Origin of the sequence: Gluconobacter sp. Gdi (assembly GCF_014132155.1) — a bacterium.
Taxonomy (GTDB): Bacteria; Pseudomonadota; Alphaproteobacteria; order Acetobacterales; family Acetobacteraceae; genus Gluconobacter.
On the sequence record NZ_BLJQ01000011.1, the window covers coordinates 1 to 22,342 of the forward strand.

13 protein-coding genes and 1 pseudogene are annotated in these 22,342 nt (G+C 50.8%); 8 read left to right on the top strand and 6 right to left on the bottom strand.

The window, feature by feature from the left end:
- Nucleotides 1–292: 292 nt before the first annotated feature.
- From JN414_RS13690 to JN414_RS13700, 3 genes are all read right to left on the bottom strand, one after another.
- Complete coding sequence (locus JN414_RS13690) at nucleotides 293–1,573, bottom strand: DEAD/DEAH box helicase (protein ID WP_202208425.1); 1,281 nt, start codon at nucleotides 1,571–1,573, stop codon at nucleotides 293–295.
- A 186-nt stretch (nucleotides 1,574–1,759) separates the two neighbouring features.
- Nucleotides 1,760–2,197: a hypothetical protein gene (locus JN414_RS13695; protein ID WP_202208427.1), complete on the bottom strand. Its 438-nt coding sequence runs from the start codon at nucleotides 2,195–2,197 to the stop codon at nucleotides 1,760–1,762.
- A gap of 404 nt (nucleotides 2,198–2,601) precedes the next feature.
- A complete protein-coding gene (locus JN414_RS13700; protein WP_202208429.1) occupies nucleotides 2,602–6,345 on the bottom strand; it encodes a glycoside hydrolase family 99-like domain-containing protein in 3,744 nt (1,247 codons plus the stop codon).
- Nucleotides 6,346–6,496: 151 nt separating this feature from the next.
- Between JN414_RS13700 and JN414_RS13705 the strand changes: the two genes are divergently transcribed.
- The 3 genes from JN414_RS13705 to JN414_RS13715 all read left to right on the top strand — a co-directional run bounded on the left by JN414_RS13705 (nucleotide 6,497) and on the right by JN414_RS13715 (nucleotide 10,028).
- A complete protein-coding gene (locus JN414_RS13705; protein ID WP_202208431.1) occupies nucleotides 6,497–7,690 on the top strand; it encodes a homoserine O-acetyltransferase in 1,194 nt (397 codons plus the stop codon).
- Nucleotides 7,690–8,289, top strand: a complete 600-nt coding sequence (gene metW / locus JN414_RS13710) for a methionine biosynthesis protein MetW (protein ID WP_064273068.1) — start codon at nucleotides 7,690–7,692, stop codon at nucleotides 8,287–8,289. Before JN414_RS13705 ends, metW begins: the two co-directional genes overlap by 1 nt.
- Nucleotides 8,290–8,711: 422 nt before the next feature.
- Nucleotides 8,712–10,028: a DEAD/DEAH box helicase gene (locus JN414_RS13715; RefSeq protein WP_202208432.1), complete on the top strand. Its 1,317-nt coding sequence runs from the start codon at nucleotides 8,712–8,714 to the stop codon at nucleotides 10,026–10,028.
- Nucleotides 10,029–10,643: 615 nt separating this feature from the next.
- Here JN414_RS13715 and JN414_RS13720 read toward each other — a convergent pair.
- The 3 genes from JN414_RS13720 to JN414_RS13730 all read right to left on the bottom strand — a co-directional run bounded on the left by JN414_RS13720 (nucleotide 10,644) and on the right by JN414_RS13730 (nucleotide 15,628).
- Nucleotides 10,644–11,813, bottom strand: a complete 1,170-nt coding sequence (locus JN414_RS13720; protein ID WP_237390079.1) for a polysaccharide biosynthesis/export family protein — start codon at nucleotides 11,811–11,813, stop codon at nucleotides 10,644–10,646.
- Nucleotides 11,814–13,188: 1,375 nt separating this feature from the next.
- Nucleotides 13,189–14,214 (bottom strand): hypothetical protein, encoded by a 1,026-nt coding sequence (locus tag JN414_RS13725; protein ID WP_202208434.1) that lies wholly within the window; start codon nucleotides 14,212–14,214, stop codon nucleotides 13,189–13,191.
- 250 nt (nucleotides 14,215–14,464) lie between these two features.
- A complete protein-coding gene (locus tag JN414_RS13730) occupies nucleotides 14,465–15,628 on the bottom strand; it encodes a polysaccharide pyruvyl transferase family protein (RefSeq protein WP_202208435.1) in 1,164 nt (387 codons plus the stop codon).
- 995 nt (nucleotides 15,629–16,623) lie between these two features.
- On the opposite strand from JN414_RS13730, the gene JN414_RS13735 reads away from it, so the two are divergent.
- From JN414_RS13735 to glf, 5 genes and pseudogenes are all read left to right on the top strand, one after another.
- Nucleotides 16,624–17,724: a hypothetical protein gene (locus tag JN414_RS13735; protein WP_202208436.1), complete on the top strand. Its 1,101-nt coding sequence runs from the start codon at nucleotides 16,624–16,626 to the stop codon at nucleotides 17,722–17,724.
- A gap of 5 nt (nucleotides 17,725–17,729) precedes the next feature.
- The gene (locus tag JN414_RS13740; RefSeq protein ID WP_237390080.1) at nucleotides 17,730–18,521 is read left to right on the top strand and encodes an ABC transporter permease; all 792 of its coding nucleotides are present in this window, start codon (nucleotides 17,730–17,732) and stop codon (nucleotides 18,519–18,521) included.
- On the top strand, nucleotides 18,518–20,029 hold the full coding sequence (locus JN414_RS17215; protein ID WP_202208438.1) for an ATP-binding cassette domain-containing protein: 1,512 nt from the start codon (nucleotides 18,518–18,520) through the stop codon (nucleotides 20,027–20,029). The genes JN414_RS13740 and JN414_RS17215 overlap by 4 nt, the downstream gene beginning before the upstream one ends.
- 74 nt (nucleotides 20,030–20,103) lie before the next feature.
- On the top strand, nucleotides 20,104–21,090 hold the full coding sequence (gene galE, locus JN414_RS13750; RefSeq protein WP_202208439.1) for a UDP-glucose 4-epimerase GalE: 987 nt from the start codon (nucleotides 20,104–20,106) through the stop codon (nucleotides 21,088–21,090).
- A gap of 33 nt (nucleotides 21,091–21,123) precedes the next feature.
- Nucleotides 21,124–22,271, top strand: a pseudogene (gene glf, locus JN414_RS13755) (UDP-galactopyranose mutase).
- Nucleotides 22,272–22,342 lie beyond the last annotated feature (71 nt).

The following is a 22,342-nucleotide window of genomic DNA, read 5'->3' on the forward strand; positions in this document are numbered from 1 at the left end:
CTGAAGGCCGCAGGTTCAAATCCTGCCCCCGCAACCACACCAATACAGTTCCAAAACCCCCGCTCTCTCACCGAGACAGCGGGGGTTTTCGTGTTGCGGGGAGTTTAGGTAGAAACTACTAAGGAAACAGACGGAAAGGCTTCCTGCAGTAATTTTCGCGTTTGGTAAAAGTATGTGAATTCTGGAATTAGCTGGCGTCATACACCCGGGCTACCAGCATCAAGTGTTTAATTGATGCTGGCTTATCCGCTAAGCCCTCCATGGGCAGGTAAAGCTATAAGCAAATCGTTCTTTAAGCTCTTTTGGCTGCTTCACGTGCGGCAAGCTTTTCTTCTTCGGTCCAGACCTTGCGCTCACGCTTGACCTGCGGCTTGACCTGTTTGACTGGGCCGCCTCCTAGCACGGGTGCTCTCATGGTTGAGTGACGTGCGGTTTCTGAATGCCAAGGATGATCGGTGTGAACCATTAATGTGCGACCGATCTCTTGTTCCACACCATGCAGCCACGCACGTTGTTCGGCATCACAAAGGGTAATGGCGAAACCACTGCGCCCAGCGCGGCCGGTACGACCGATCCGATGGACGTAACTCTCGGGTAGGCTTGGGAGATCATGGTTGAAAACATGTGTGACTGTGTCGACGTCGATGCCGCGGGCAGCAATATCTGTTGCGACAAGCACCTGTACAGCTCCCTCGCGGAACGCATTGAGTGCACGCTCTCGCTGCCCTTGAGATTTGTTGCCATGCAAAGCTTCAGCAGTAATTCCTGCCTCGGTTAAAAAGGCACAGACCTCATTGGCGATGTTCTTCTGAAGTGTGAAGACAACAGCCTGACCAACATCCTGTGTCTCGAGTTGTGCGAGAAGAGCTGCTTTTTTGTGGGCGGCATCCATAAACATCACCGACTGCTCAATTCGATCCACAGTGGTCGATGGAGGCGCAATTTCGACTTTTACTGGATCGCGGAGAAGGCTCTCGACCAGAGCTGTGATAGATTTCGGCATTGTCGCTGAAAATAGAACGGTATGCCGATCTTTCGGCAGCGTTGCGACAATACGCTCGATTGGTTTTGCAAAGCCCATATCCAGCATCTGATCGGCCTCATCAAGTACAAGCGCTTCAAGTTGCGAGAGATCGCATAAGCCCTGTTCGATAAGATCCAGAAGCCGTCCTGGAGCGGCGACAATAATGTCTACGCCATTTTCAAGTGCATTGACCTGATGGAATTGGCTGACACCGCCGAAAATCGTTGTTACGCGAAGGCTCAGATTGCGCCCGAATTTCTCAAAACCATCTGCAATCTGGGAAACAAGCTCACGTGTTGGTGCGAGTACGAGGACGCGTGCGCCACCTTTTGGTGCTGTACGAGAGTTGGCTGCCAAACGGTGGAGTAGCGGGAGCGCAAAAGATGCTGTCTTGCCTGTGCCAGTTTGCGCCATACCCAAGAGATCGCGGCCTGCCAGCAGCATAGGAATTGACTGTGCCTGGATGGGGGTAGGTGTGACATACCCTTCTTCAGCCAGAGCGCTTAGGAGAGTCGGCGCCAAGGAAAGATCGGCGAAAGTCATGGACATGGACACGCGGCGCCTCCGGCGCTCAATAATGCTGCGCCTGGTTGGGCTTCGCTGTTTCAGAACGCGGAGTTTTACGGGTGATGCCAAGCGGGGTCAACGCGTTCAATCGGTTCTTTTATCTCTATGCGCGCATCACATCTTCTGCGGTTCTTACAAGTACTCCCACCTATTAACCGCTCCAATAATTCATGATTTTGCGATATCTCGCATCGCTACCACCAGATTCATATGAGACGCTAAAAGACGCTGCGGGAGCGTAGGGAGATAAATACGAATGGCTTCCAGTCTTTTTGACTCTGGTAGTGTTGCGAAAGGCGGACGCGAGCTTTCACCATCACTGCCCGCATCATAACTTTTAGCGATCGCATTAATGAGGGAAGGCGGAACGGAAGCCAGCAGCGTCTTTTGGGCGGGAGTTAGAAGTCTGTCTCGCAAAGGGCCAGACAGGGTCCGAATTTCAGAGACTTTTGGAGGTTCGTAAGGCTTGAGTTGGGACAGCGGAAAATCGACTTCTACGCCATTGCTTTGCATCACATAACCAGTGGAACCTTCAATATCGACAAGTTTGCCGTCATGGGCGCCTTTGAGGTCCGAAACATGATCGCCGATTGAGAACTGTGCCATGGCTAACCTCACAATATGATGTGTCATAGGGGGGTATGAAATGCTTGGGCGTCAAGCAGGCTGCCACCCGTCAAACACTTTTTCCTGTTTGAGTGCGCAACGAATAATAACTGCGAAGTAATAAGTAGAAAATAGATCTCTATTTACGTCTTGGACGTAGATATGGATCTGCGTCAGTCTCTCATTACTGGAATAGAGATTATTCATTTCATCCAGGAAAGCACCCAAGTTCTGGCGGTTTCAGGCGTTCGTCAGCGCCAATGTAACTCTCTCATTTCGCAAAACTCATGCGATGGTTCTCTGACCCAAGACATCAGATACGCCCGTGACATCCGTCTTTGTATGGAATAATTGTTTGTTCCGGTAACGGGTGAAGGCCTGTCTTGGAATTCCATCCTATAAAATTACAAACCGAATTGCTGACGAATTTTTTGATGATAAAGCTTTTGCCTTTCAGCCTGCTCGTCAGAAAAATGTAATCTTCTTGAAACAAGCTCATGCATGAATTTTATTTCTTCGAGATGAGTATTTTGATTGAGCGTATGGGTCGAAGACGATTGATGTCGTCTATGGATGTTCATGGCATCGCTGACATAAACAACACTCACGTCCTTATTATCTAAAAGCTCAAGATAAACGCGCCAGTCTCCGGCGACGTTCAAAACTGCCAAGTCTTTCTTGCATTTTTTTAGAGCCGCTTGCATCGCTGTTTTTTGAAAAATAGCGCTGCTGACATTGAGAACCAGATTACGCTCAGCCAGGCATGTTTGGAGAAAATCTTGTCCGCTGAATTGCCCATCGTGTTCAAGAAGGTTTCCGGCTGCTTCCATGCAATATGGTTGATATGATGCGGAAAGCGGTGCGCCGTTCTCATCTATTGAGCGGCTATCACAAAATGCCATGACCGTGTTCGGGCACTGATGCGCAGCGTGAACAAGTTTTTCCAGAAAGTGAGGGTCACAGAGATCATCTGCTTCCGCGATCCAGACCCATTCGCCTTGTGCCTGTTTGAGTGCTTTCTGCCATTGAGCGAAGACCGATCCGGAAGGGCGTCTGCCTTTGATGATGCGAACGTCACGTCCCCACTCGGCAGCAGTATCCACCGCGATCTCGACGCTCTTATCTGTCGATGCATCATCGAGAACGATAATTTCCAGAACTGGAAACGTCTGCGTAAAAATGGAGACAAGCCGGGCCTCCAGATAACGAGCGTAATTGTAAGAGGGGACTACGACAGACACTGATGGGACTTTTGGCGCAGCCAGTCGCAGAAGTTGCTCAGCGTAAGGGCGAAAAAGAAAGGACTTCCCGAGTTTGCGTGCCGCGTCCTGTCGGCTGGTTTGAGTGCGGCCTTTTGACCATTGGGCAAGTTCCAGCGCTGCCAAACTCATGGCTCTGACATCGGCGAATGGCACAATTGTATTGCATGTTGTCGGGTCGTCTTGCAGGCTTTTAAGAAGCTCTGGAATGCCACCGTTGTCTGCAAAAGACGTACAGGGCAGGCCTGATGCCAGAGCTTCCAGGACGACGGAAGGGTAGGGGTCTTCGCGCGAGGTCAAAGTGAAGACGTCAGAGGCCGACAGCCAGTCTGATACGTTGCAAACACGACCCGGCATATGAAAGGTGCCGCTTGTGCGGGCATGATCGATTTCGGTTCTCAAACCATCCTGAAGGACCGGATCAATTGCACCGACCCATACACAATGAGCTCGCCCAGCCAGCTTCCTCCAGAGCTGGAGAAACAGGTCGAAACCTTTTCGCATATCCGCGTAGCCAACCCCAATGACCAGAAGATCCTGACCCGTAAGGCCTAACTGTGATCTGAGCGCTTCGCGAGCGGGCCTGCTGAAGGTTGTCTGATCATACAAACCCTGAGGAAGGATCGTCGTGCGAGGGTGTTTTTCCAAGCCGAGCCGTGCGGCGCAGGAGCGTGTGGGGACAACAACTGACTGGGCCGTTTCGCACGCGCCTCCCATAGATTTCCGTAGATCTCGGCTTTGGAGAAGGTGAGGTAATTCGTGAATAAGGAATGTGTAAGTGATTGCATTGTCATGCAACAGAGGCGCAATTGTCGATGACGCCGCGCTATTTAATAGCGCGTATTCAAAACCTTCTGCCCGCAACGTATTCAGGCGCGCCATGGCATGGCCAGTTGTGGGGGGCAAGATTTCAACAGGGGCAATGGCCCGGTAGTCTTCCATCATTGCGCCGCCTTCAAGCAGAATGAAGCGGATATCGACACCAAAAGATCTTCGGAATGTCCGACCTGTCTCCAGGAGGAGTTTTTGCGCGCCGGCAGGAAAAGCATCGTGCCCAATCAGCAGCAGGCGCACTTTGTTTGAGGAGCTTTTGAAGCCGGTGCAGGCTCTGGCTGTGGCATTCAGATAGGCGCTCCCAAAATGAACGTCTGGCTCTAGATAGGCGCCTTCTGCCCATTCATTCCACGCATTGATGCAGACAATGGATTCCCCGAAAAAGCGGTTCTTTTGCGCGGAGTTGACGAGGCCATTGAGCCATTTCTCATAAAGCTCAGGAGTTGACCCGTGCATGACGAGGCCGTTGCCCTGACGTCGTGCGTCATTATCCCATGAAGGCGCCGCTGTGCGGATAAGGGGAAAAGACGGGCTTGGCTGTCGGAGCGCATTTTCTACAATATCCGTGTAATCGTAGATCTGTCCTCTGAAGTCTTCGTCAAGAATTTGAACGTTTTCATTGATGAGGCGGCAGTCGGAAACGACTTTGTGCGGAGGGAATTCAATGGCTCCTTCAACACCGAAGGAATGAGGGTCTTCATCTCCAAAAGCCTGTCCCATAATAAATATGGGGTTGAGGCCATGTCTTTCCCGAAAGAGTTCACGCCAGCGCGCAAAGGCTTGTCGTGCATTGGGAATGGTTCCAGGGCGGTACACCATGAGGAGAGGGCGATCCCCGATCCTGATGTATCGTGGATCACACATATGTCTGGCAAAGCAGTCTACGAGAGCGTTGTCATCCTCGTCTCTGTAATGCTGGGCAATCAGAATATCATCTTCTGATCCGTCCCAGCGGCGGCTCCAGTTCTCATTGGCCCACATCAGACAAAATGGGAGGTCAATCTGAGGGTTGGCCAGAAGCATCTCTAACGGCCCGTCAAGGAGACGTTTTCGATTGAACCAGTAAAAATAGAAGACAAACCCTTCAATTCCGGCGGCCTTGGCCATTTGGGCCTGACGGTCCAGAAGGTCTGGAGAATTCAGAGTGTAATGACCCAGGTCACGCGGAATCCGGGGCTGATAATGATCTGCGAAGCGGGGGAGTGCGCGCGACGTATTGGTCCACTCTGTAAATCCCTTGCCCCACCATTCATCGTTTTCGGATGTGGCATGATATTGGGGCAAGTAATATGCAAGGACACGGGCGCGTCTGATTGCGCTCTGGGGAAGTGGGTTGAAATCCTCAAAGGAGGGGCCTGGCGCGCTACGCCGCCGAACTTCCCGAAAGACTGTGACTTCATTTGGCGGGCATGAAGAATGAATTCCCGAACGGTTCTTGTTCTCCAGATAGTGGAGAAGCGGATTACTGTCCGGAGCATGGCGAAGATAATTCTTCCGGTAGTAAACAGGGTCAAAGCCTTCAAATGGCTGCCTGGCCTCACGGAAGCCCTGGATCATGTAATGTTCCAGCGGGTCGAGACCGGCGGCGGCTACATCGGGATAGGTTTTTAAATAAAAAGCCGGATCAAACTCAGCAATAGGCTTTAATTTCTGGGTATGGCGGTTGAGCAGATAATGAGCCAGCGCCAGCATCCCTTGTGGAATGGGGTAAGTTTGAGTGTACCAGCCAGGATCAAACCAGCCGATTGGTCGGCGACCTTCTTTCTCTCCATTTGTGACGTAATGTAAGAGCGGATCTCCCAGAACATCCCGATTTTGGGCGATATACCAATGAGGATCAAAAAAAGGGTTGGGTTTGCGGCCCTCTTTCCAGCCGTGCTGGTGATAATGCCGCAGAGCTGCGGTTCCGAGGTTCTGGAGGTCTGGATTGTTCTTCAGATAATATGTTGCATCAAACACCCCGGAGTATCCCAGAATTTGAAGCGCGCTTGGTGCGAAAGCATCCGAGGCTGCAGAGACGGCTGGGCTGGATGAATCCGGGAGGGTGTGAAGCATGAAACGGTTTTTTACTGTTTCTTAATGAATTTCAAGTGCGTTAATTTATCGTCAATAAGAAGGGTGATTTGCCGTGGGGTGCGGAGAATGTCATACCGTCGGCCCCGAAGGGCATCGACGCCCTCCCGTCGGCATCGGAGGTGGAAGACTGATGGACCGCAGTGTGTCTTCCTTTGAGGAAGATAGTCCCGTTTACACGCATCAGACCATGTACCTGGAAGAGGGGATGGATCTGGAATGCGGCGTTCATCTTGCGCCGCTTGAAGTTGCTTACTGCACCTATGGCACCCTCGCGCCTGATCGCGGCAACGCCATACTGGTTTGTCATGCTCTGACCGGAGATCAGTATCTGGCGGAGCCTAATCCACTGACTGGCAAGCCGGGCTGGTGGAACCGCATGGTTGGGCCTGGCCTTCCAATCGATACGGACAGATTTTTCGTCATCTGCCCCAATGTGCTGGGCGGGTGCATGGGATCTACCGGTCCGAAGTCCATTCGGGCAGAGACCGGGCGGCCGTGGGATAGTGAATTTCCTCCCATCACCATGCACGATATCGTCGCTTCTCAGGCATGTCTGTTGAACCACTTGGGCATCAAGCGTCTTTTTGCTGTCGTAGGCGGCTCCATGGGAGGAATGCAGGCGCTGACGTGGATTGCCGATTATCCAGAGCGCGTCTTTGCGGCTTTGCCGATTGCAACGTCGCCGTTTCACTCAGCCCAGAATATTGCATTCAACGAAGTCAGCCGTCAGGCGATCTTTGCAGATCCTGACTGGCATGATGGCCATTACAGAGACTTTGGCGCCATTCCGGCTCGTGGCCTGGGGGTCGCGCGGATGATGGCCCACATTACTTATCTGTCTGAAGAGGCTCTGAGCCGGAAGTTCGGACGTAAAGTTCGAAGTGAAGCTCCAACGGCCGTGCCGGCTGCCAGCAGTCCTTCTCTGTTTGGTGAGATGTTCGAAGTTGAGAGTTATCTGCGGCATCAGGGTTCAACATTCGTGCGCCGGTTTGATGCAAATTCGTATCTGACAGTAACGCGGGCGATGGATTATTTTGATCTGGCCGCCGAGCATGATGGCGATCTTTCGGCACCGTTTCGCAAGTGCGAGACGCGTTTTTGCGTTGTGTCCTTTAGTTCAGACTGGCTTTTCCCCACGTCTCAGTCCCGTCTTCTGGTGCGGGCATTGAACAAAGCCGGAGCAAACGTCTCTTTTGTGGAAATTGAGAGCGATCGTGGGCATGACGCGTTTCTGCTAGACGAGCCTGATCTGGATCGAACGGTTCGGGGTTTCCTGAATGGTGCGGCTGAGCATGCAGGTCTGACGAAAGTGGAGGGGGTCTGATGCGGCTGGATCAGCGTTTGATTGCGGAGATGATTCCAACCCGGGCCCGCGTTCTGGATGTCGGAAGTGGCGACGGTACGCTCATCGATTATCTGTATCGGACGCGAAACTGCGACGCTCGCGGCATTGAAATCGACATGCAGAGCGTGACGCAGTCCGTTGCGCATGGTCTGCCGGTTATGCACGGAGATGCAGATCACGATCTGTCCTACTATCCCGATGACTCGTTTGACTATGTTGTTCTGCAAAGAACACTTCAGGCGGTTGAGCGTCCCCGGGAAGTGTTACGGCAAATGTTGCGGATAGGGCGCCACGCCATCATCTCTTTCCCGAATTTTGGTCATTGGCGGTTGCGTTTGCAGCTTCTGACAACCGGCCGCATGCCGATGACATCAGTGTGGAGTACGCCTTGGTATTCCACGCCCAACATCCATCCGTGCACTATTCGGGATTTCCTCGCGTTGTGTGAGGAAGAGGGATATATTGTGCAGCAATGGCTTGCCATTGATGAGGATGGGTTGAAAGCGCCTTGGCGGCGCTCAATTCGCTTCGCAAATCTCTTTGGTGAGCAGGCACTCTTTTTGTTGCGTCGCGGGTAGGGGGCGGTTCTTTTCTCTCTGTGCATTGTGCATGCTCGGGAGCTTCACTGTTTTGCAAAACACGTGAAATAATAATGATTTTTTATAAATCATAGCCCTCAATTCCCTTGCGAGGCAGGGGAAGCTGCCCTACATCCGTTTGCAGATATCTCTGCCTGAAAGCAGGGAGATGCTGACGGTTTCTTCGTCATGCTGGTCGATTTTGGCACAAGGTGCTTTGCTTCCCTGATTCTTGCAGGAAAAGTGAAGTGGGCAATGTGCGAAGGCTCTCGGGCTTCCGCGCATGTCCAGCCGTGTGCCTGCGTCTCGGTGTGAAGGTTCGTCTTTCATCAACTCTCTAGGCTCAAAGCAGGCATTTTCTTCGTGCATAAAGTGCGAACTAGCTGTGCGAGCCAGGCCTTGTTATCCCTCAGGAGGGGTCCATGACCAGTTTCGCAGAGCTCAAACTCGCCGAGCCACTTCAGAAAGCCCTTGCTGAAGAGGGTTACACCACGCCAACCCCCATTCAGGCTGGCTCCATTCCTTACCTTCTGGAAGGACGGGACCTTCTTGGTCTGGCTCAGACGGGAACAGGCAAGACGGCTGCATTCGCGCTGCCGATCCTGGACTACCTGCTGCGGCATCGTCGCCCGGCAACTCCAAAGAGTGTCCGGGTACTGGTTTTGGCTCCGACGCGTGAGCTGGCTTCCCAGATCGATGAGAGCTTTGCTGCATACGCACGCCACATGAAGCTGACGCATGCAGTCGTGTTCGGCGGGGTCGGACAGGGACGCCAGGTCGAGGCAACGCGCCGTGGCGTGGATGTTCTCGTGGCTGCGCCGGGCCGTCTGCTGGATCTGGTTGGGCAGGGTCACATCGATCTTTCTGCCCTGGAGGTTCTGGTGCTGGATGAAGCCGATCGTATGCTCGACATGGGCTTCGTCCGTGATATCCGCCGCATCATGGCTCTCTTGCCTGCGCGCCGTCAGACGGTTCTGTTCTCGGCAACGATGCCGCAGTCCATTAGCGATCTTGCTCATTCTCTGCTGAAGGACCCTGCTACTGTTCAGGTAACACCTGAATCCAGCACGGTTGATCGCATCCGTCAGGCTGTGATGTTCGTGGAGACGGACAAGAAAAAGGATGCGACACTGATGCTCGTTGAGAGCTCAAATGTCGTACGTGCGGTCGTGTTTACGCTGATGAAGCATGAAGCGAACAAGGTTGCGGAATTCCTGAACAAGAACGGCATTACGTCCGAAGCACTGCACGGGAACAAGTCCCAGGGTGCGCGTGAACGTGCCATGGCTGGCTTCCGCAACGGGACGATCAAGGTCCTGGTCGCGACAGACATTGCTGCGCGTGGCATTGACGTTGATGATGTTTCTCACGTCTTCAACTACGATCTGCCAAATGTCCCTGAATCTTACGTTCATCGTATCGGTCGTACAGCGCGTGCTGGCCGCGATGGCTGGGCCGTCTCGCTCTGCGATGCCGAGCAGCGTGCGTGGCTTCGGGATATCGAGAAGAAGATCGACAAGGCTATCCCTGTTGTAACCGATCATCCTTACCACTCTGATGCGGCTCAAAACTCCACGATGCGTCCGCCAGTGTTGGGTGGTGGTCGTGGCGGTGGCGGCCAGAGGGGCGGTGGTGGAAATGGCGGCGGTCGCCGTCGTTCCGGCCCTCCTGCTGGTGGACGTAGTGGTGATGGCGCTCGTCGTGGCGGCGGTGGTGGTCGCCCAACGGGTCGTCGTTGATCCATTTGTAGTGGATATTAAATAATAGTATGTAGTCCTGAGAGGGATTTCTACTTCTCCGCCTATTAAGTTAGGCGGAGATTTTTTTAGACATGACGTTGAAACTATTTTTTATGTAATGATAAATATATTTTTCTTGTAGAGCGCGAATAATCCGCGGAGATGCGCCTTTTCAGCTTCAGAGTGCTGTTTGAGATCGGTCAGAAACTCTGTACGGAGAGTTTGACTAAGTGCTTGAAAGTAGCTTGAGGACGCGCAAGGTTTGAACTGTTAAGCTTCCGGAAGCACATGAATAGCACGGCTGGAGATTGACCGGATGCCGGAGGATTGTTCAGTTCAGGAACCAATTATGCACGGTTGCCTTCTGCGTCAGATCAGCAGCAGATACGGCACAGTTTCAGACTAATCATAATCTTTTTAGGTAAGCGCTAGTTTGATCCTATGAATAGAGCAATCAGGTCAAGAAAATAGCCGCCAAAATTTTTGCTGTGATAGGAATGATTGGTTAAAATATATGTCAAGTATTTTGCATTTGTTTATATTCGCGTATCATACATCTATGATATGCGAATATAATTACATAATTCGGACTAGAAAAATTAGAAAACTGAAAATTTAGCGTGCAATCCACGCTGCCGTGATCGCTGGGCTTATAAGGGTGCTGATCAACTGATTGAACTTATAGAAACGGTCAGTCTTAGCATTCGCGATCAGGATCACGTCCTTGCTCTTGATGGGTATCCGCTGGGCAAGGAAATAGCTTGAAGGGTTCATCATATCCAGCTTGTAGATTACAGGAATTCCCTGGAGAGTTTCAGCAGTCTGCAGGTTCAGGGCTTTGGCTGCTACAGTGTCCTCAAAACGGAAGAGGAAGACAGCGTTAGGGTCCGCCAAGTTATCATTCGGGCCGCCAACGCGTGCGATTGCTTCTGCGAGGTTTACAGTAGGGGAGTTGAAATCAACTTGCATGGCATTCTTGGAAGCCGCGCCAAACACCGTATAGCTGCGGGGCTGGTAGACAACATGAATACGATCTCCCGGTCTGGCTGGAATATCTTCCTTGGGATAGGTCTCTAGCGTTCCGAGATCCGTACCCCCAGACTTATTGCCGCGAACAAGTTGAACGAACGTGTCTTCGGGGGGGTAATTTGCGCCTCCGGCAATAGCAACAACGTCTGACAGGCGTTCCTGTGCCGTGCTCAGCAGGACCCGTCCCGGATGATGAACGGCGCCCGAGATGATAACGGTGTTGGAAATGTCGGTGCCGATATGGACCATCACCTCTGCGTTCTGAGACTTCCCCGTTAGTGCCGTACGAATTTTCTCGGCAAGATTTTGAGGTGTCATCCCCACGACATGTAGGCGCCCTACATAAGGGATGGTCAGTGTTCCATCAGCTTCCACTTCGGTGGGGGGAAGAGTCTGGTGAGTTACACTTCCCGTTGCACCGGATGCGGCTGAGAGATCGGTGTTGGAACTGACACTGGGGGCTGCCCCCGAGAACAGGCCGCTTCCGAGTTCGAAAACCGTAATGTTGAGCACGTCCCCCACGCCGATACGGTCATTAGGTATCAGGCGTGAACTATCAGCATAAAGGGACGAGATAAGGGGGGGGTGTTCGGTTGCGAGTACCTTTGTGACTTCGGGCGTGACTTGCGTGACAAGAAAGCCCAAAGGATTCCGGGTCTTGTCGGTAGCCGCTTTCAGCACAGCACTCTCGGTGGGTGCATTCCCCGGGAGTGCACTGCATCCGCTGAGCGACAGGACGCCGAGTAGTAGTGCCATTCTGAGGGGTGAGCGGTTGCTACTTGGAAAACAATCGACACGCATAGAATAGAGAAGCCTTCGAATGGGGGAAAAGGAGAGGGTGTGCTCACGTGGCGGCAATGCTGTTATAGAAGGATGCCAGTCGTTGGCCATAGGCCTCTACTAAGAAAGATCTCTCTTTCGCTTTTTCGTAGTGCCCGATCATTCTTAGCTGACAGGAGACAGCATAATATCTACCAGAAATACGGTCAAAGAATGATCCCCTGGTTCTATATGTGACCGTCTCGGTAGCAATATAGCTCACAATTGGAGGGTTCTAAAAACCTATTGGTTTTGAGCTACTGTCTATGATTTCGTTCCTTCTGTTCTGACTGAAGGAATGGCGAGATGAAACAGTGCGGTTTTTTTTGATGTTAAAGAGCGACTGGCTCGCCTGAGCGGACTTGGTGATCAAATTCGAGGCATTTTCCTGAACTGTGGACTTTGAGATGTTTTGACCTGATATGGGTAAGAATTTGGTATATTCAGATGGGAATAAAGTCAGTCGATCCGGTTCTGATGTTCAAAATTCTAGTAATCGTAGGCGCTGAATAATTTGTTCGGTGAGCGGGCGAAGGAACTGATCAACGATCACCTCTCTTTCAAGCGCTTTTTTCAGTCTGGGACTATCGGACCTCGCTCTTGACGCAAAGACAATCTGACGGCTTCGAGAAGGTCTGAACCACCCGGGTGTGATTGAAACACTTAGATACGGTCTTGTGGGATGCCGGTTATCTGTAGGTGTCAGACCAGCTTTTGGTTGCTGCACTGATGGCGTTTCCAAACGCAGCGCAATGTCAATGGTGAGAAGTCAGACTTTTGGAATGGATTTGTTTTTAAGGCATGGAAAGAGAAGCCGGCAAGGCTGTCTCACAAGGACAGGTATTGCTGCTAAACGCGGAATTTTACGACGCTCAAGCGGCATAAGAACGGAGCGACCTGCAACAGATCTTGCCATTGAACCAGGAGTTTAGGCGATCAGAATCGAAGATGGGGCTGTTCACCAGCGTCATTGGAATAAAACGCGCCGCTTCCTCTTCATCGAGAGCATTGGTGGCATCGTATAGTAATCCAGAGCGCAATGCCTTCTGCTCTGTTTCAAATGCGGAGCAAAAGCTGTCTCGGACAACTATCAAGACCTATCCGTTGAGCCCCCAATCAGACTTTAGGAACCTCAATCGACGGTTCCTCGATTTCGCGATGCTATTGGTATCCGGAAATCTGTATTCCTAGATGAAATACAGATTTCCGACGATCCGTGCTTGGTGACGGTGCGATCTTCACACTGGCGCATCTGACTTAATTGATGTTTGACTGCTGATGCCTAGCGAGAAAAAAGGAAATAAATACTCAATCACAATGCTTGTAGCGCGACTTTTTTGTACTTTCCTGCTGAGGTGCAAAGGTAGAGATTGTCGTCATCCCATGTTACCTGCCCCTTCTTGCATTCCGTTGCCGGTTTGGGAGACGAGGTGGCAATAAGGCGCAGACCTTGAATATCCAGATAGCCGTTCTTGTCGAGGTGAGACGTTTCAGTGTGCTGCTGGTCGAACGTTTCCAGGAAAAAGCCAGTTTCGGTAGGCTGTGTCTTATAGAGTTGGATCATGTTCGTGGCATTACGGATTGAAATTCCGGTCGTCCAAGGAAGCCACGAATGGTCATAGGCGACGTGCATGATATCCAATGCAACCGAATTCGTCTGGTTTCCGGGCGCGCCTCCGCCAGTCAGAAATAGCCCACGAGACCATTTGCCATCCAGTACTTTGCCGTTAAAATTAACATCAACTTCCATATCTGTTGCAGAATTGGTGCTGAGGTTCAGAACATCGTTGTCAATTTCTGAACTGATGGACGTGTTCTTGCCGCCGCCCGTCCCGGAATCCATGCCCCGGTAGATGCAAGCAACCCAGTTTCGGTTCGGGTTGGGATTATGAAGATTGGGGCGATTGGGGCGGCATTCTAGAGAAATGGCCTGTGTGGTTACATGGTCTTTTTGCGGAAGTGCCGCTGGGTCAAACACGTATTTGAGATTAGAAGTGACATTCCACGGATTTGTATAGGTGGCGTTGAATGTTCCGCGCCCATTTTCAGGTGCACCAATACCCGGACCAGAGAAAATATTGCCATTCAAATGATAGGTGCCGAGCGTATCGCTGGGGAGCGCCTTGGAGAGATGGTATCCTTCCGTTGAAGGCGGAAAATAGACATCCGGAGCGGACGTAGTGGTGAATGCCTTTTCTATTTCCGTTTTATCGGAGGTAACTCCTCGAAAATTTGCCGGCTTTCCATGTTCTGTGATGATCACGGGCTGCCCGAGCGCAACACCTGACGCGCCAAGAGATGTCGTGACTGCAATAATTAGTGCGAGTTTTCTTTTCATGATGTCATCCGTCCGTTGAGATAGGGGGCTAATGTCCCGGTTGGCGGTACGTTTCTCTGATCTTGACGAATGATCGCACGATAAGTTTCACAGACGCCCTGACGAGTGATGATTGCTACTGTTCTGAGGTGAGATATCAAAAAGACAGGAGGCGTTTCCTGATGGGGGCACCTCCTGTTTGATCCGTTAGATCGTTGCAGGCCAGTTAGTAGGAAATAAGGGGATCAATTCCTGTCAAAGGAGTGTCCCATCAAACCGAGAGGTTTGTCGAATTATCAATAGTATTATCGTTGATGCTGCTCTCGATCATAAATCCGTAAACTTTGTCGACGATGTCGAGTTTTGTTTTGCAGGCAGTTTGCGCGTGATCGTGGAAAGTTTCTGTCTTCTTATTCCAGTCGTAGGAGAAAGTGAAATCATGCATGCCGATGATATCGAAGCCAGAGCCCATTTCGATCAGCGATAGGTGTTTAACGTCATAGTAAGGGACACTTACGGACGCACAAAGGCCACGAGCTCCCATCATCGAAGCGACAAGGTGGGCATGAAAACGTGTCGAAAAAACAAAATCGTTCGAGCTGATTTGAAAGCCGTTTTTCCAGAGATCATTGAAGTCCCGGACAACGATATCAGTCCGTCTGGATATGCTGACTACCTTGTCAATGATGATGTGGTCAGAAATGGCGTCCAGAGTAAGAAATTCAATGCCATTCTGTGCCTGGGGGCAATGCTCGATAAGCTTCAGGAGAAAGGAGACGACGAGGAAAGGATTGCTCCCCGGCTGGGCGGAGATGATTAATTTGCCCGGTCTGTCCTCATCACTTTGAGGTATAGGAGAGAGGAAGACATCGTCACACGAGAAGGATGCCTTGCTTTTCAGGCCCCAATGAATCAAGCGCTGATAGCTTTTTTCGTCTCGCACATCGATCCATGAGAAGACCTTGAAGAATTCTCCGATAATACGCTCGTATGACTGATCGATAGGCTCTAGGCCAAGGCCGGTACCAAAAAGCTCGAACCCGGCTTCTTTCTTTAACTTTGCCAGAATTGCGATGATTGCGTAGTTAAAATAAAACTCACTATTCATGTAGCCACCGCCAATCATATGAACGCAGCGTGCTGATTTGATTAATTCGAGCCCATTGGCGAACGAAACTCCGCCGTCATTTTGGAAGCCAAGGTCCAAAATGTAATCAATTCCCTTGTTGATGGAGTTTCTGGATGCAGTCCATAAAGTGTCGGTAAATTTTATATTTTTGTAGTCTTTGAATGCCACTGCAGATACGCCCGGATTGCACGTGTCTACCCAGATTTCTTCCAGCGGAAATTTGTTTGTTAGGAAATTAATCCACGTTTTGGCGATTAATTCATCACCAAAATTCAGATAACCAGAGTGGCAAACCAAGTATATCATAATGTTTCCGCTGTTACGGGTGATTTTTTCGATTTTCCATCATTTATAAAAATATTAAAAGGCATGATATAATTTGTTTCAGAATGATTTTTTTGTAGGTGAAGCGGTAAACTAAAGTTGCAAGCTGGTGAGTATGCTTTGACCTTTCTTGCCTATGTTGTGTTCTGGGGGGAATGTCTATGTTTTGGAATTTCCAAGTTTTCTAGGTGCTAACCGCGAAGTGCGACTGTGCAGCGTTAGAATTTTCACTTGAGACGATACGAGGAATATATCGTTTTATTGGGTTGTGTTATCGTAAGTGATTAATATGTAGGCGGCTTCTAAAAATAATTATTTCTGTACGGTGATAAAATCTGCTTATCGCGTGAGAAGAAAGCCTTGGCGGCTATTTTTCTCCCTAAGTTTCACAATTCGATAAATGCAGCGAACTTGGAAAACTTCGGGGGTATCTGCCGGAGATGTATGTCGGGTCCATCTACGAATTTGGTAAGGCGCATGATGATGCTTGTAACGTGCGGTAGATAGCGGTCGTAATTGCCTTTCAGATTATTGCAGGTTTGTGAGGTATAACGTGTTGAAATTTTTATATTAATTTCCGGTAAGTAAAATAATATATTTTTTATACGGGGGTTGGCTACTAAGGAAACTTTGGGTTGTCTAGGCAAAGAACTGGAGAAGGGGGGGCGTCTACCGCCCAGGCACCGAAAAAGTTATTACTGAAGGCTTTCTGGCAGAATGACCTCCAACTTGACCTAGGAAAAGGCGAATGCGACAATCTTTTTCTCTTTGAGAAGGTTTCAGGCGGGTTTGAGGAGTGCTGAACTTTCAAGGCGAGCTTTGCGGTAGGGGTATGTAAAGAGGTTGCGGCGAGGGTGGGTCCTGTTTGGAAGCCATGTCGTGCATAATATTGTTTGGTGTCGTTCGTGCCCAATTCCGTTCTTTTGAATGTTGCGGTTTGTGTTTCTGGCAGCCCGTTGTAAAGGTCGTCTTTGTTCATGAGTAATGTCAAGAAACTTGTCTCAGACTATTTGTTTCTAGGGTTTGTTGTTGTTCCGACACTGCTTTCAATTCTCTATTTCGGGTTTCTTGCGTCGGATGTTTATATTTCGGAATCGCGCTTTGTCGTGCGGTCTCCTGAAAAGCCTTCGATGAGTGGGTTGGGCGTCATGTTCAAGAGCGCTGGGATTGCCAATTCCAGCGATGAGGCATACGCTGCTGACGACTACATTATTTCCCGTGATGCGCTGCATTCTATCAACACGGACAACGCTTTTGTTCATGCGTACAGTGATCCGCATGTTTCAGTTTTCAATCGCTATGACCCGGTGAAAATCTCCTCATCTTTCGAGGACCTGTATCTCTATTTCCAGCGTAAGGTTAAGGTTGACAACAATTCTACGACTGGAATTACAACTCTGACGGTGCGGGCTTATCAGCCCCAGAATGCCCAGAAGTTCAATGAAGAGCTTTTGAAGATGGCTGAAGACACGGTCAACCATCTGAACGAAAGGGCGCGTTCAGATCTGATCCAGTTTGCAACGCGTGAAGTGCGAGAAGCTGAGGCTTCTGCTCAGAAAGCTGCAATTGCTATTGCTGATTACCGGAATAGCCACAGGATCATGAATCCGGAGCAGCAGGCATCCGGGCAGTTGCAGATGCTTTCCAAGTTCGAGGATGCGTTGATAGCAACACGTGCCCAGCTTGCGACGATGCAGAAAACGACGGCTAATAATCCTGGTATTGCAGTTCTTCAGAACCGCATCATGAGTCTCTCGAAGGAGATGACAAATGAGGTTACGAAAATTTCCGGCACTGACGGTTCCCTTGCATCCAAAGCGTCGGATTATCAGGGCCTGATCCTTGCGGACCAGATTGCGGGTAAGCAGCTTGCCGCCGCCGTTTCCTCTCTGGAGCAGGCGCAAATGGAAGCGCGGCGTCAGCAAAGCTATGTTGAACGGATTGCTCAGCCTAGCCTGCCTGATGCTTCTGAGGAGCCTTATCGTATGAGGGATATTTTCGCGACATTCCTCATGGGGCTCATTCTGTGGAATATCGCCCGGATGCTGAATGCAAGCGTTCGGGAACATATGGATTGACGGCCATGAGTTCACATGGCTCTTTTGCCCGCTCTTTCGTTATCCAGAGGCGTGTCATCTGGGCGCTCTTTCTGCGCGAAACCCTGACACGCTATGGGCGGCACAACATTGGTGTGCTGTGGCTTTTCGGCGAGCCAATGCTATTTACGCTGGGAATAACGACGCTCTGGACGCTGGGGCACATGTCTCACGCGTCTAACATTCCTATCGTGGCTTTCGCCCTGACAGGATATTCCACCGTTCTTGTATGGCGTAACATGCCCAACCGCCTGAATAAGGCGGTGGAAATCCATCTTGGCCTCATGCATCACAGGAATGTCAGACCCATAGATATTTATGCGGCGCGTCTGCTTCTGGAAGTGGGAGGCGTTACCACGTCATTTGTGGTTCTTTCGGCCCTGTTCTGTAGCATAGGCTGGATGGACCCTCCTGAGAATATTCTGGAAGTTATAGGAGGTTGGGTACTGATGGTCTGGTTCGGGGCGAGCCTGGCGATCCTTGTCGGTTCCATCAGCGAGCATTCAGAACTCTTTGAGCGGCTCTGGCACCCCATAACCTATCTTATGATTGGATTTTCAGGGCTTGGCTTTCTGGTGGATGCCATGCCTGCTGCATCGCAGTATTACCTTTTGATGATCCCGATGGTGAATTGTTCCGAAATTATCCGAGATGGATATTTCGGGTCTCTTTTCACCGCGCATTTCGATGTGATGTACGTTGTGATCTGGAACATCATTCAGTCTTTTTTTGCGATGATTGGCGTGAGGTTCGTTTCCCGAGGCATGACGCTGCAATGATCGAGTTCCGGGATGTCCGTAAAAATTATCATGTTCGAGGAGGGATTAATCGGGTTCTTAGGGGAGCCGATCTCTTAATCCGTCCAGGAGAGAAAGTTGGAATTCTCGGTCGGAATGGCGCGGGTAAATCGACTACAATCCGTCTCCTGAGTGGTTCGGAACTGCCGACTTCCGGTACTGTCGAGCGGCAGATGTCTGTATCATGGCCTTTGGCGTTCGGTGGGGCTTTCCAAGGTGCTCTGACTGGTAGGGATAATGCGAAGTGCATTTCACGTATCTACGGGCGGGAAATCGAAGATACTCTGCAGTTTATTCAAGATTTTGCCGAACTTGGCCTTTATTTTGACGAACCAGTAAGAACTTATTCGTCGGGAATGGCTGCGCGTCTGGCGTTCGCCATCTCGATGAGTATTGAGTTCGACTGCTTTCTCATTGATGAAGTTGTCCATGTTGGAGATCACAAATTCCATGAAAAGTGCCAGATTGAGCTTTTTGAAAAACGGGCGAACCGGGCACGAGTTATCGTTTCACATAACGAGGATTTTGTCCGGGAGCATTGTGAACGGGCATATGTGCTCAAAGATGGTCTGTTCCACTCGTTCGAAGACGTTGATGAGGCCATCGACTTTCATATTAACACCCTTCATGGAAATAATGGCTCTGGGGATATGAGCAAGCCGATGGTTGCCGTACCACGGCACGATCCGAATTCGATTTATGTTCCTCATCCAGCGATCGAACGTCGGTCTGATGTGCCTGAGGGAACCCAGATTACGTTATCAATCCCACCGTCCTCCATTTTTCCAGACTGCCGACATGAAGCATGGCTTTATCGGCCCGCTGGGTATGATGGACATAGTGCTCTGCCGCTGATGGTGTTTCAGGACGGATGGTGGTTTAAAGCCGACGATGGTCCGTGGCAGGTACCCGTGGTTCTGAACAATCTGATAGCGGATGGCCTGCTTCCACCTATGGCCGTGTTGTTTGTAGAGGCGGGGAAGCCAAACCAGAAGCACGGGCTGGCGAGTGAGCAGCGTTCCTTTGAGTATGACAGTTTGACGGATCATTATGTCCGCTTTCTGGACGAGGAGGTTTTTCCTGAGGTCCGCAAGCACGTCACGATTATGGATGATCCCGCCCAGAGAGCGATCGGGGGGTTCAGCAGTGGCGGCATCTGTGCGTTCACAGCTGCGTGGCAGCGTCCAGATGTGTTCGGAAAGGTCTTTTCCGCTTGCGGCAGTTTCGTGGATATCCGCGGGGGCGGAGCGTACCCGGATATCATCATGCAGTCCGATCCCAAGCCCTTGCGGGTATTCCTGCAGGTGGGGATCAATGCTCGGCTGTCCGGTCGCTTTGAAGGGTTGGACTGGCCGGCGGGAAATCGCACTATGGCTAGGGCTCTGGCCTTCAAGGGGTATGACTATCAGCTAGTGACTGGGGAAGGGGATCTTTCCCATGTTCATGGAGCGTCCATCCTTCCGGACGTCTTGCAATGGCTGTGGCGTTAAGGGCTCTTTTTTTGGTAGCTCGTTGACGAATTTTCTGAATGCCTCGGATGCGTCAATCTTTTTGGGAGTCTTGAATGCGTTATCTCGTTACTGGGGGCGCTGGTTTCGTCGGCAGTCATGTCGTTCTTGCTTTGCTAGACGCGGGTCATGAAGTGGTCGTTCTGGATAATCTGAGCACGGGTTATCGTGCAGCTGTCCCAGTCGGTGTGGCCTTCCACAAAGTGGATTTGCTTGACTATCAGGCAACTGCCGAAGTTGTTGCCCAAGGACCCTGGGATGGTGTTCTGCATTTTGCGGCTTTGTCCCTTGTCGGGGACAGTATGCGCGAACCGCTGCACTATCTGCGACAGAATTACTTGACGGCGTTGAATCTCGTGCAGACCTGCGTCGAGCAAGGGGTGAAGAAAATAGTTTTTTCTTCCACCGCAGCTCTCTTTGGTGGGCCTGAACGCCTGGATCCCATTCCTGAAACTGCACCGGTTCAGCCTGGGTCGCCTTACGGTGAGAGCAAGTTCATGATCGAACGTGTGCTGCACTGGGCTGACTCGATCTATGGTTTGAGGAGTGCCTGCCTACGGTATTTCAATGCCGCAGGAGCTGATCCGGAGGGACGGGCAGGGGAAGATCACCGCCCTGAAACCCACCTGATTCCCCTAACCATTGATGCCGCTCTGGGGCGCCGTCCGGCACTCAAGCTATTTGGTACGGACTATCCTACCAGAGACGGTTCTTGTATCCGCGATTATATCCACGTGACAGATCTTGCTGATGCCCATGTGCGTGCGCTTGGCCAGATCGACCATCGTAGCGTCACGTATAATATCGGTAACGGGCAGGGATATTCGAATCTGGAGGTCATTCGCAGTGTAGAGCGGGTGAGCGGACGGAAGGTTCCTTGGGAGGCTGCGCCGCGACGTGAGGGGGACCCTTCTCTACTTGTGGCTGATTCCACCACGCTTCGGAAGGAGACTGGCTGGGAGCCGCGTTTTGGAGATCTTGATCGCATTGTGGAGACCGCGCTGCGTTGGCGCGAGAGTCATCCCAATGGTTATGCAATATAATCGTGCAAAAATTTTTGAACTTGGAATAACGTTATGAGATTTTGTATTGTCGGCGCTGGCTTCAGTGGAGCCATTATTCCCGTCACCTTTCAGAGAAGGGTCATAAAGTCCTTCTTCTTGACGAGCGGTCCCACATCGCCGGAAACTGTCATACCGAACGTGACAAAACGACGGGCGTGATGGTGCATCGTTATGGCCCACACATTTTTCATACTGCTGACCAGCGCGCGTGGGATTACATCCAGCAATTCGGGACGTTCCAGCCGTACATCAATCGGGTAAAGGCGATTTCCCAAGGACGTATGTACACGCTCCCGGTCAATCTCCTGACGATTAATCAGTTCTTCAATACGACTATGTCTCCCAAGGAGGCGCGTGCCTTTATCGCAGAAAAGGCTGACACGTCGATCAAGGAGCCGAAGAACTTCGAAGAGCAGGCACTCTCGATGATTGGTCCGGAGCTCTACAAAGCCTTTTTTTACGGATATACGAGGAAGCAGTGGGGACTGGAACCTACCGAGTTACCGGCTTCCATTCTCAAGAGGCTTCCGCTGCGCTTCAATTATGATGATAACTATTTCAATCATCCGTACCAGGGGATGCCGGAAGAGGGGTACTCGGCCATCGTCGAGAATATCCTGAAATCCGAGAACATCGAAGTTCGGCTGAATACGAAATTCGAAGATCTTTCCGAAGAATTCCAGCACGTTTTTTATACTGGGCCGATCGATCGTTATTTCGATTTCAGACTTGGACGTCTGGGGTACCGGACTCTTGATTTCGAACGCATCGACAGTGATGGAGACTATCAAGGTGCGGCAGTAATTAACTATTGCGATCAAGATGTTCCGTTTACGCGCATCTCAGAACATAAGCATTTTGCGCCATGGGAAGCGGATTCCTTAAAGAAAACGGTTTCTTTTCGGGAGTATAGTCGTTTAGCTGAGCCGAAGGATGTCCCATATTATCCAATTCGACTCGCCAATGAAAAAACAATGCTTGACAATTATATTTCTCTCGCGCGGGCTACTAAAGGAGTATCCTTCCTTGGTCGCCTGGGTACTTACCGTTACTTGGATATGGACGTGACGATTTCAGAAGCTTTGAAAGCTTGCGATCAAATTGATGAACTCTTGGCAGCAGACACCCAACTGCCGGCATTCTTCATCGATCCTTCCTGAGTAATTTTTTTGTCTTGCTAGCCTTGCTATACGCGTTTCGCGTGAGTGAGGCTTTGCGGTATGAAACGTGT

Bases quoted from the DNA above. Each gene is read 5' to 3' on its own strand.
- galE (WP_202208439.1), top strand. From the start codon at position 20,104: ATGCGTTATCTCGTTACTGGGGGCGCTGGTTTCGTCGGCAGTCATGTC.
- JN414_RS17215 (WP_202208438.1), top strand. From the start codon at position 18,518: ATGATCGAGTTCCGGGATGTCCGTAAAAATTATCATGTTCGAGGAGGG.
- JN414_RS13740 (WP_237390080.1), top strand. From the start codon at position 17,730: ATGAGTTCACATGGCTCTTTTGCCCGCTCTTTCGTTATCCAGAGGCGT.
- JN414_RS13695 (WP_202208427.1), bottom strand. From the start codon at position 2,197: ATGGCACAGTTCTCAATCGGCGATCATGTTTCGGACCTCAAAGGCGCC.
- JN414_RS13700 (WP_202208429.1), bottom strand. From the start codon at position 6,345: ATGCTTCACACCCTCCCGGATTCATCCAGCCCAGCCGTCTCTGCAGCC.
- JN414_RS13715 (WP_202208432.1), top strand. From the start codon at position 8,712: ATGACCAGTTTCGCAGAGCTCAAACTCGCCGAGCCACTTCAGAAAGCC.
- JN414_RS13730 (WP_202208435.1), bottom strand. From the start codon at position 15,628: ATGATATACTTGGTTTGCCACTCTGGTTATCTGAATTTTGGTGATGAA.
- JN414_RS13725 (WP_202208434.1), bottom strand. From the start codon at position 14,214: ATGAAAAGAAAACTCGCACTAATTATTGCAGTCACGACATCTCTTGGC.
- JN414_RS13690 (WP_202208425.1), bottom strand. From the start codon at position 1,573: ATGTCCATGACTTTCGCCGATCTTTCCTTGGCGCCGACTCTCCTAAGC.
- JN414_RS13720 (WP_237390079.1), bottom strand. From the start codon at position 11,813: ATGGCACTACTACTCGGCGTCCTGTCGCTCAGCGGATGCAGTGCACTC.
- JN414_RS13705 (WP_202208431.1), top strand. From the start codon at position 6,497: ATGGACCGCAGTGTGTCTTCCTTTGAGGAAGATAGTCCCGTTTACACG.
- metW (WP_064273068.1), top strand. From the start codon at position 7,690: ATGCGGCTGGATCAGCGTTTGATTGCGGAGATGATTCCAACCCGGGCC.
- JN414_RS13735 (WP_202208436.1), top strand. From the start codon at position 16,624: ATGAGTAATGTCAAGAAACTTGTCTCAGACTATTTGTTTCTAGGGTTT.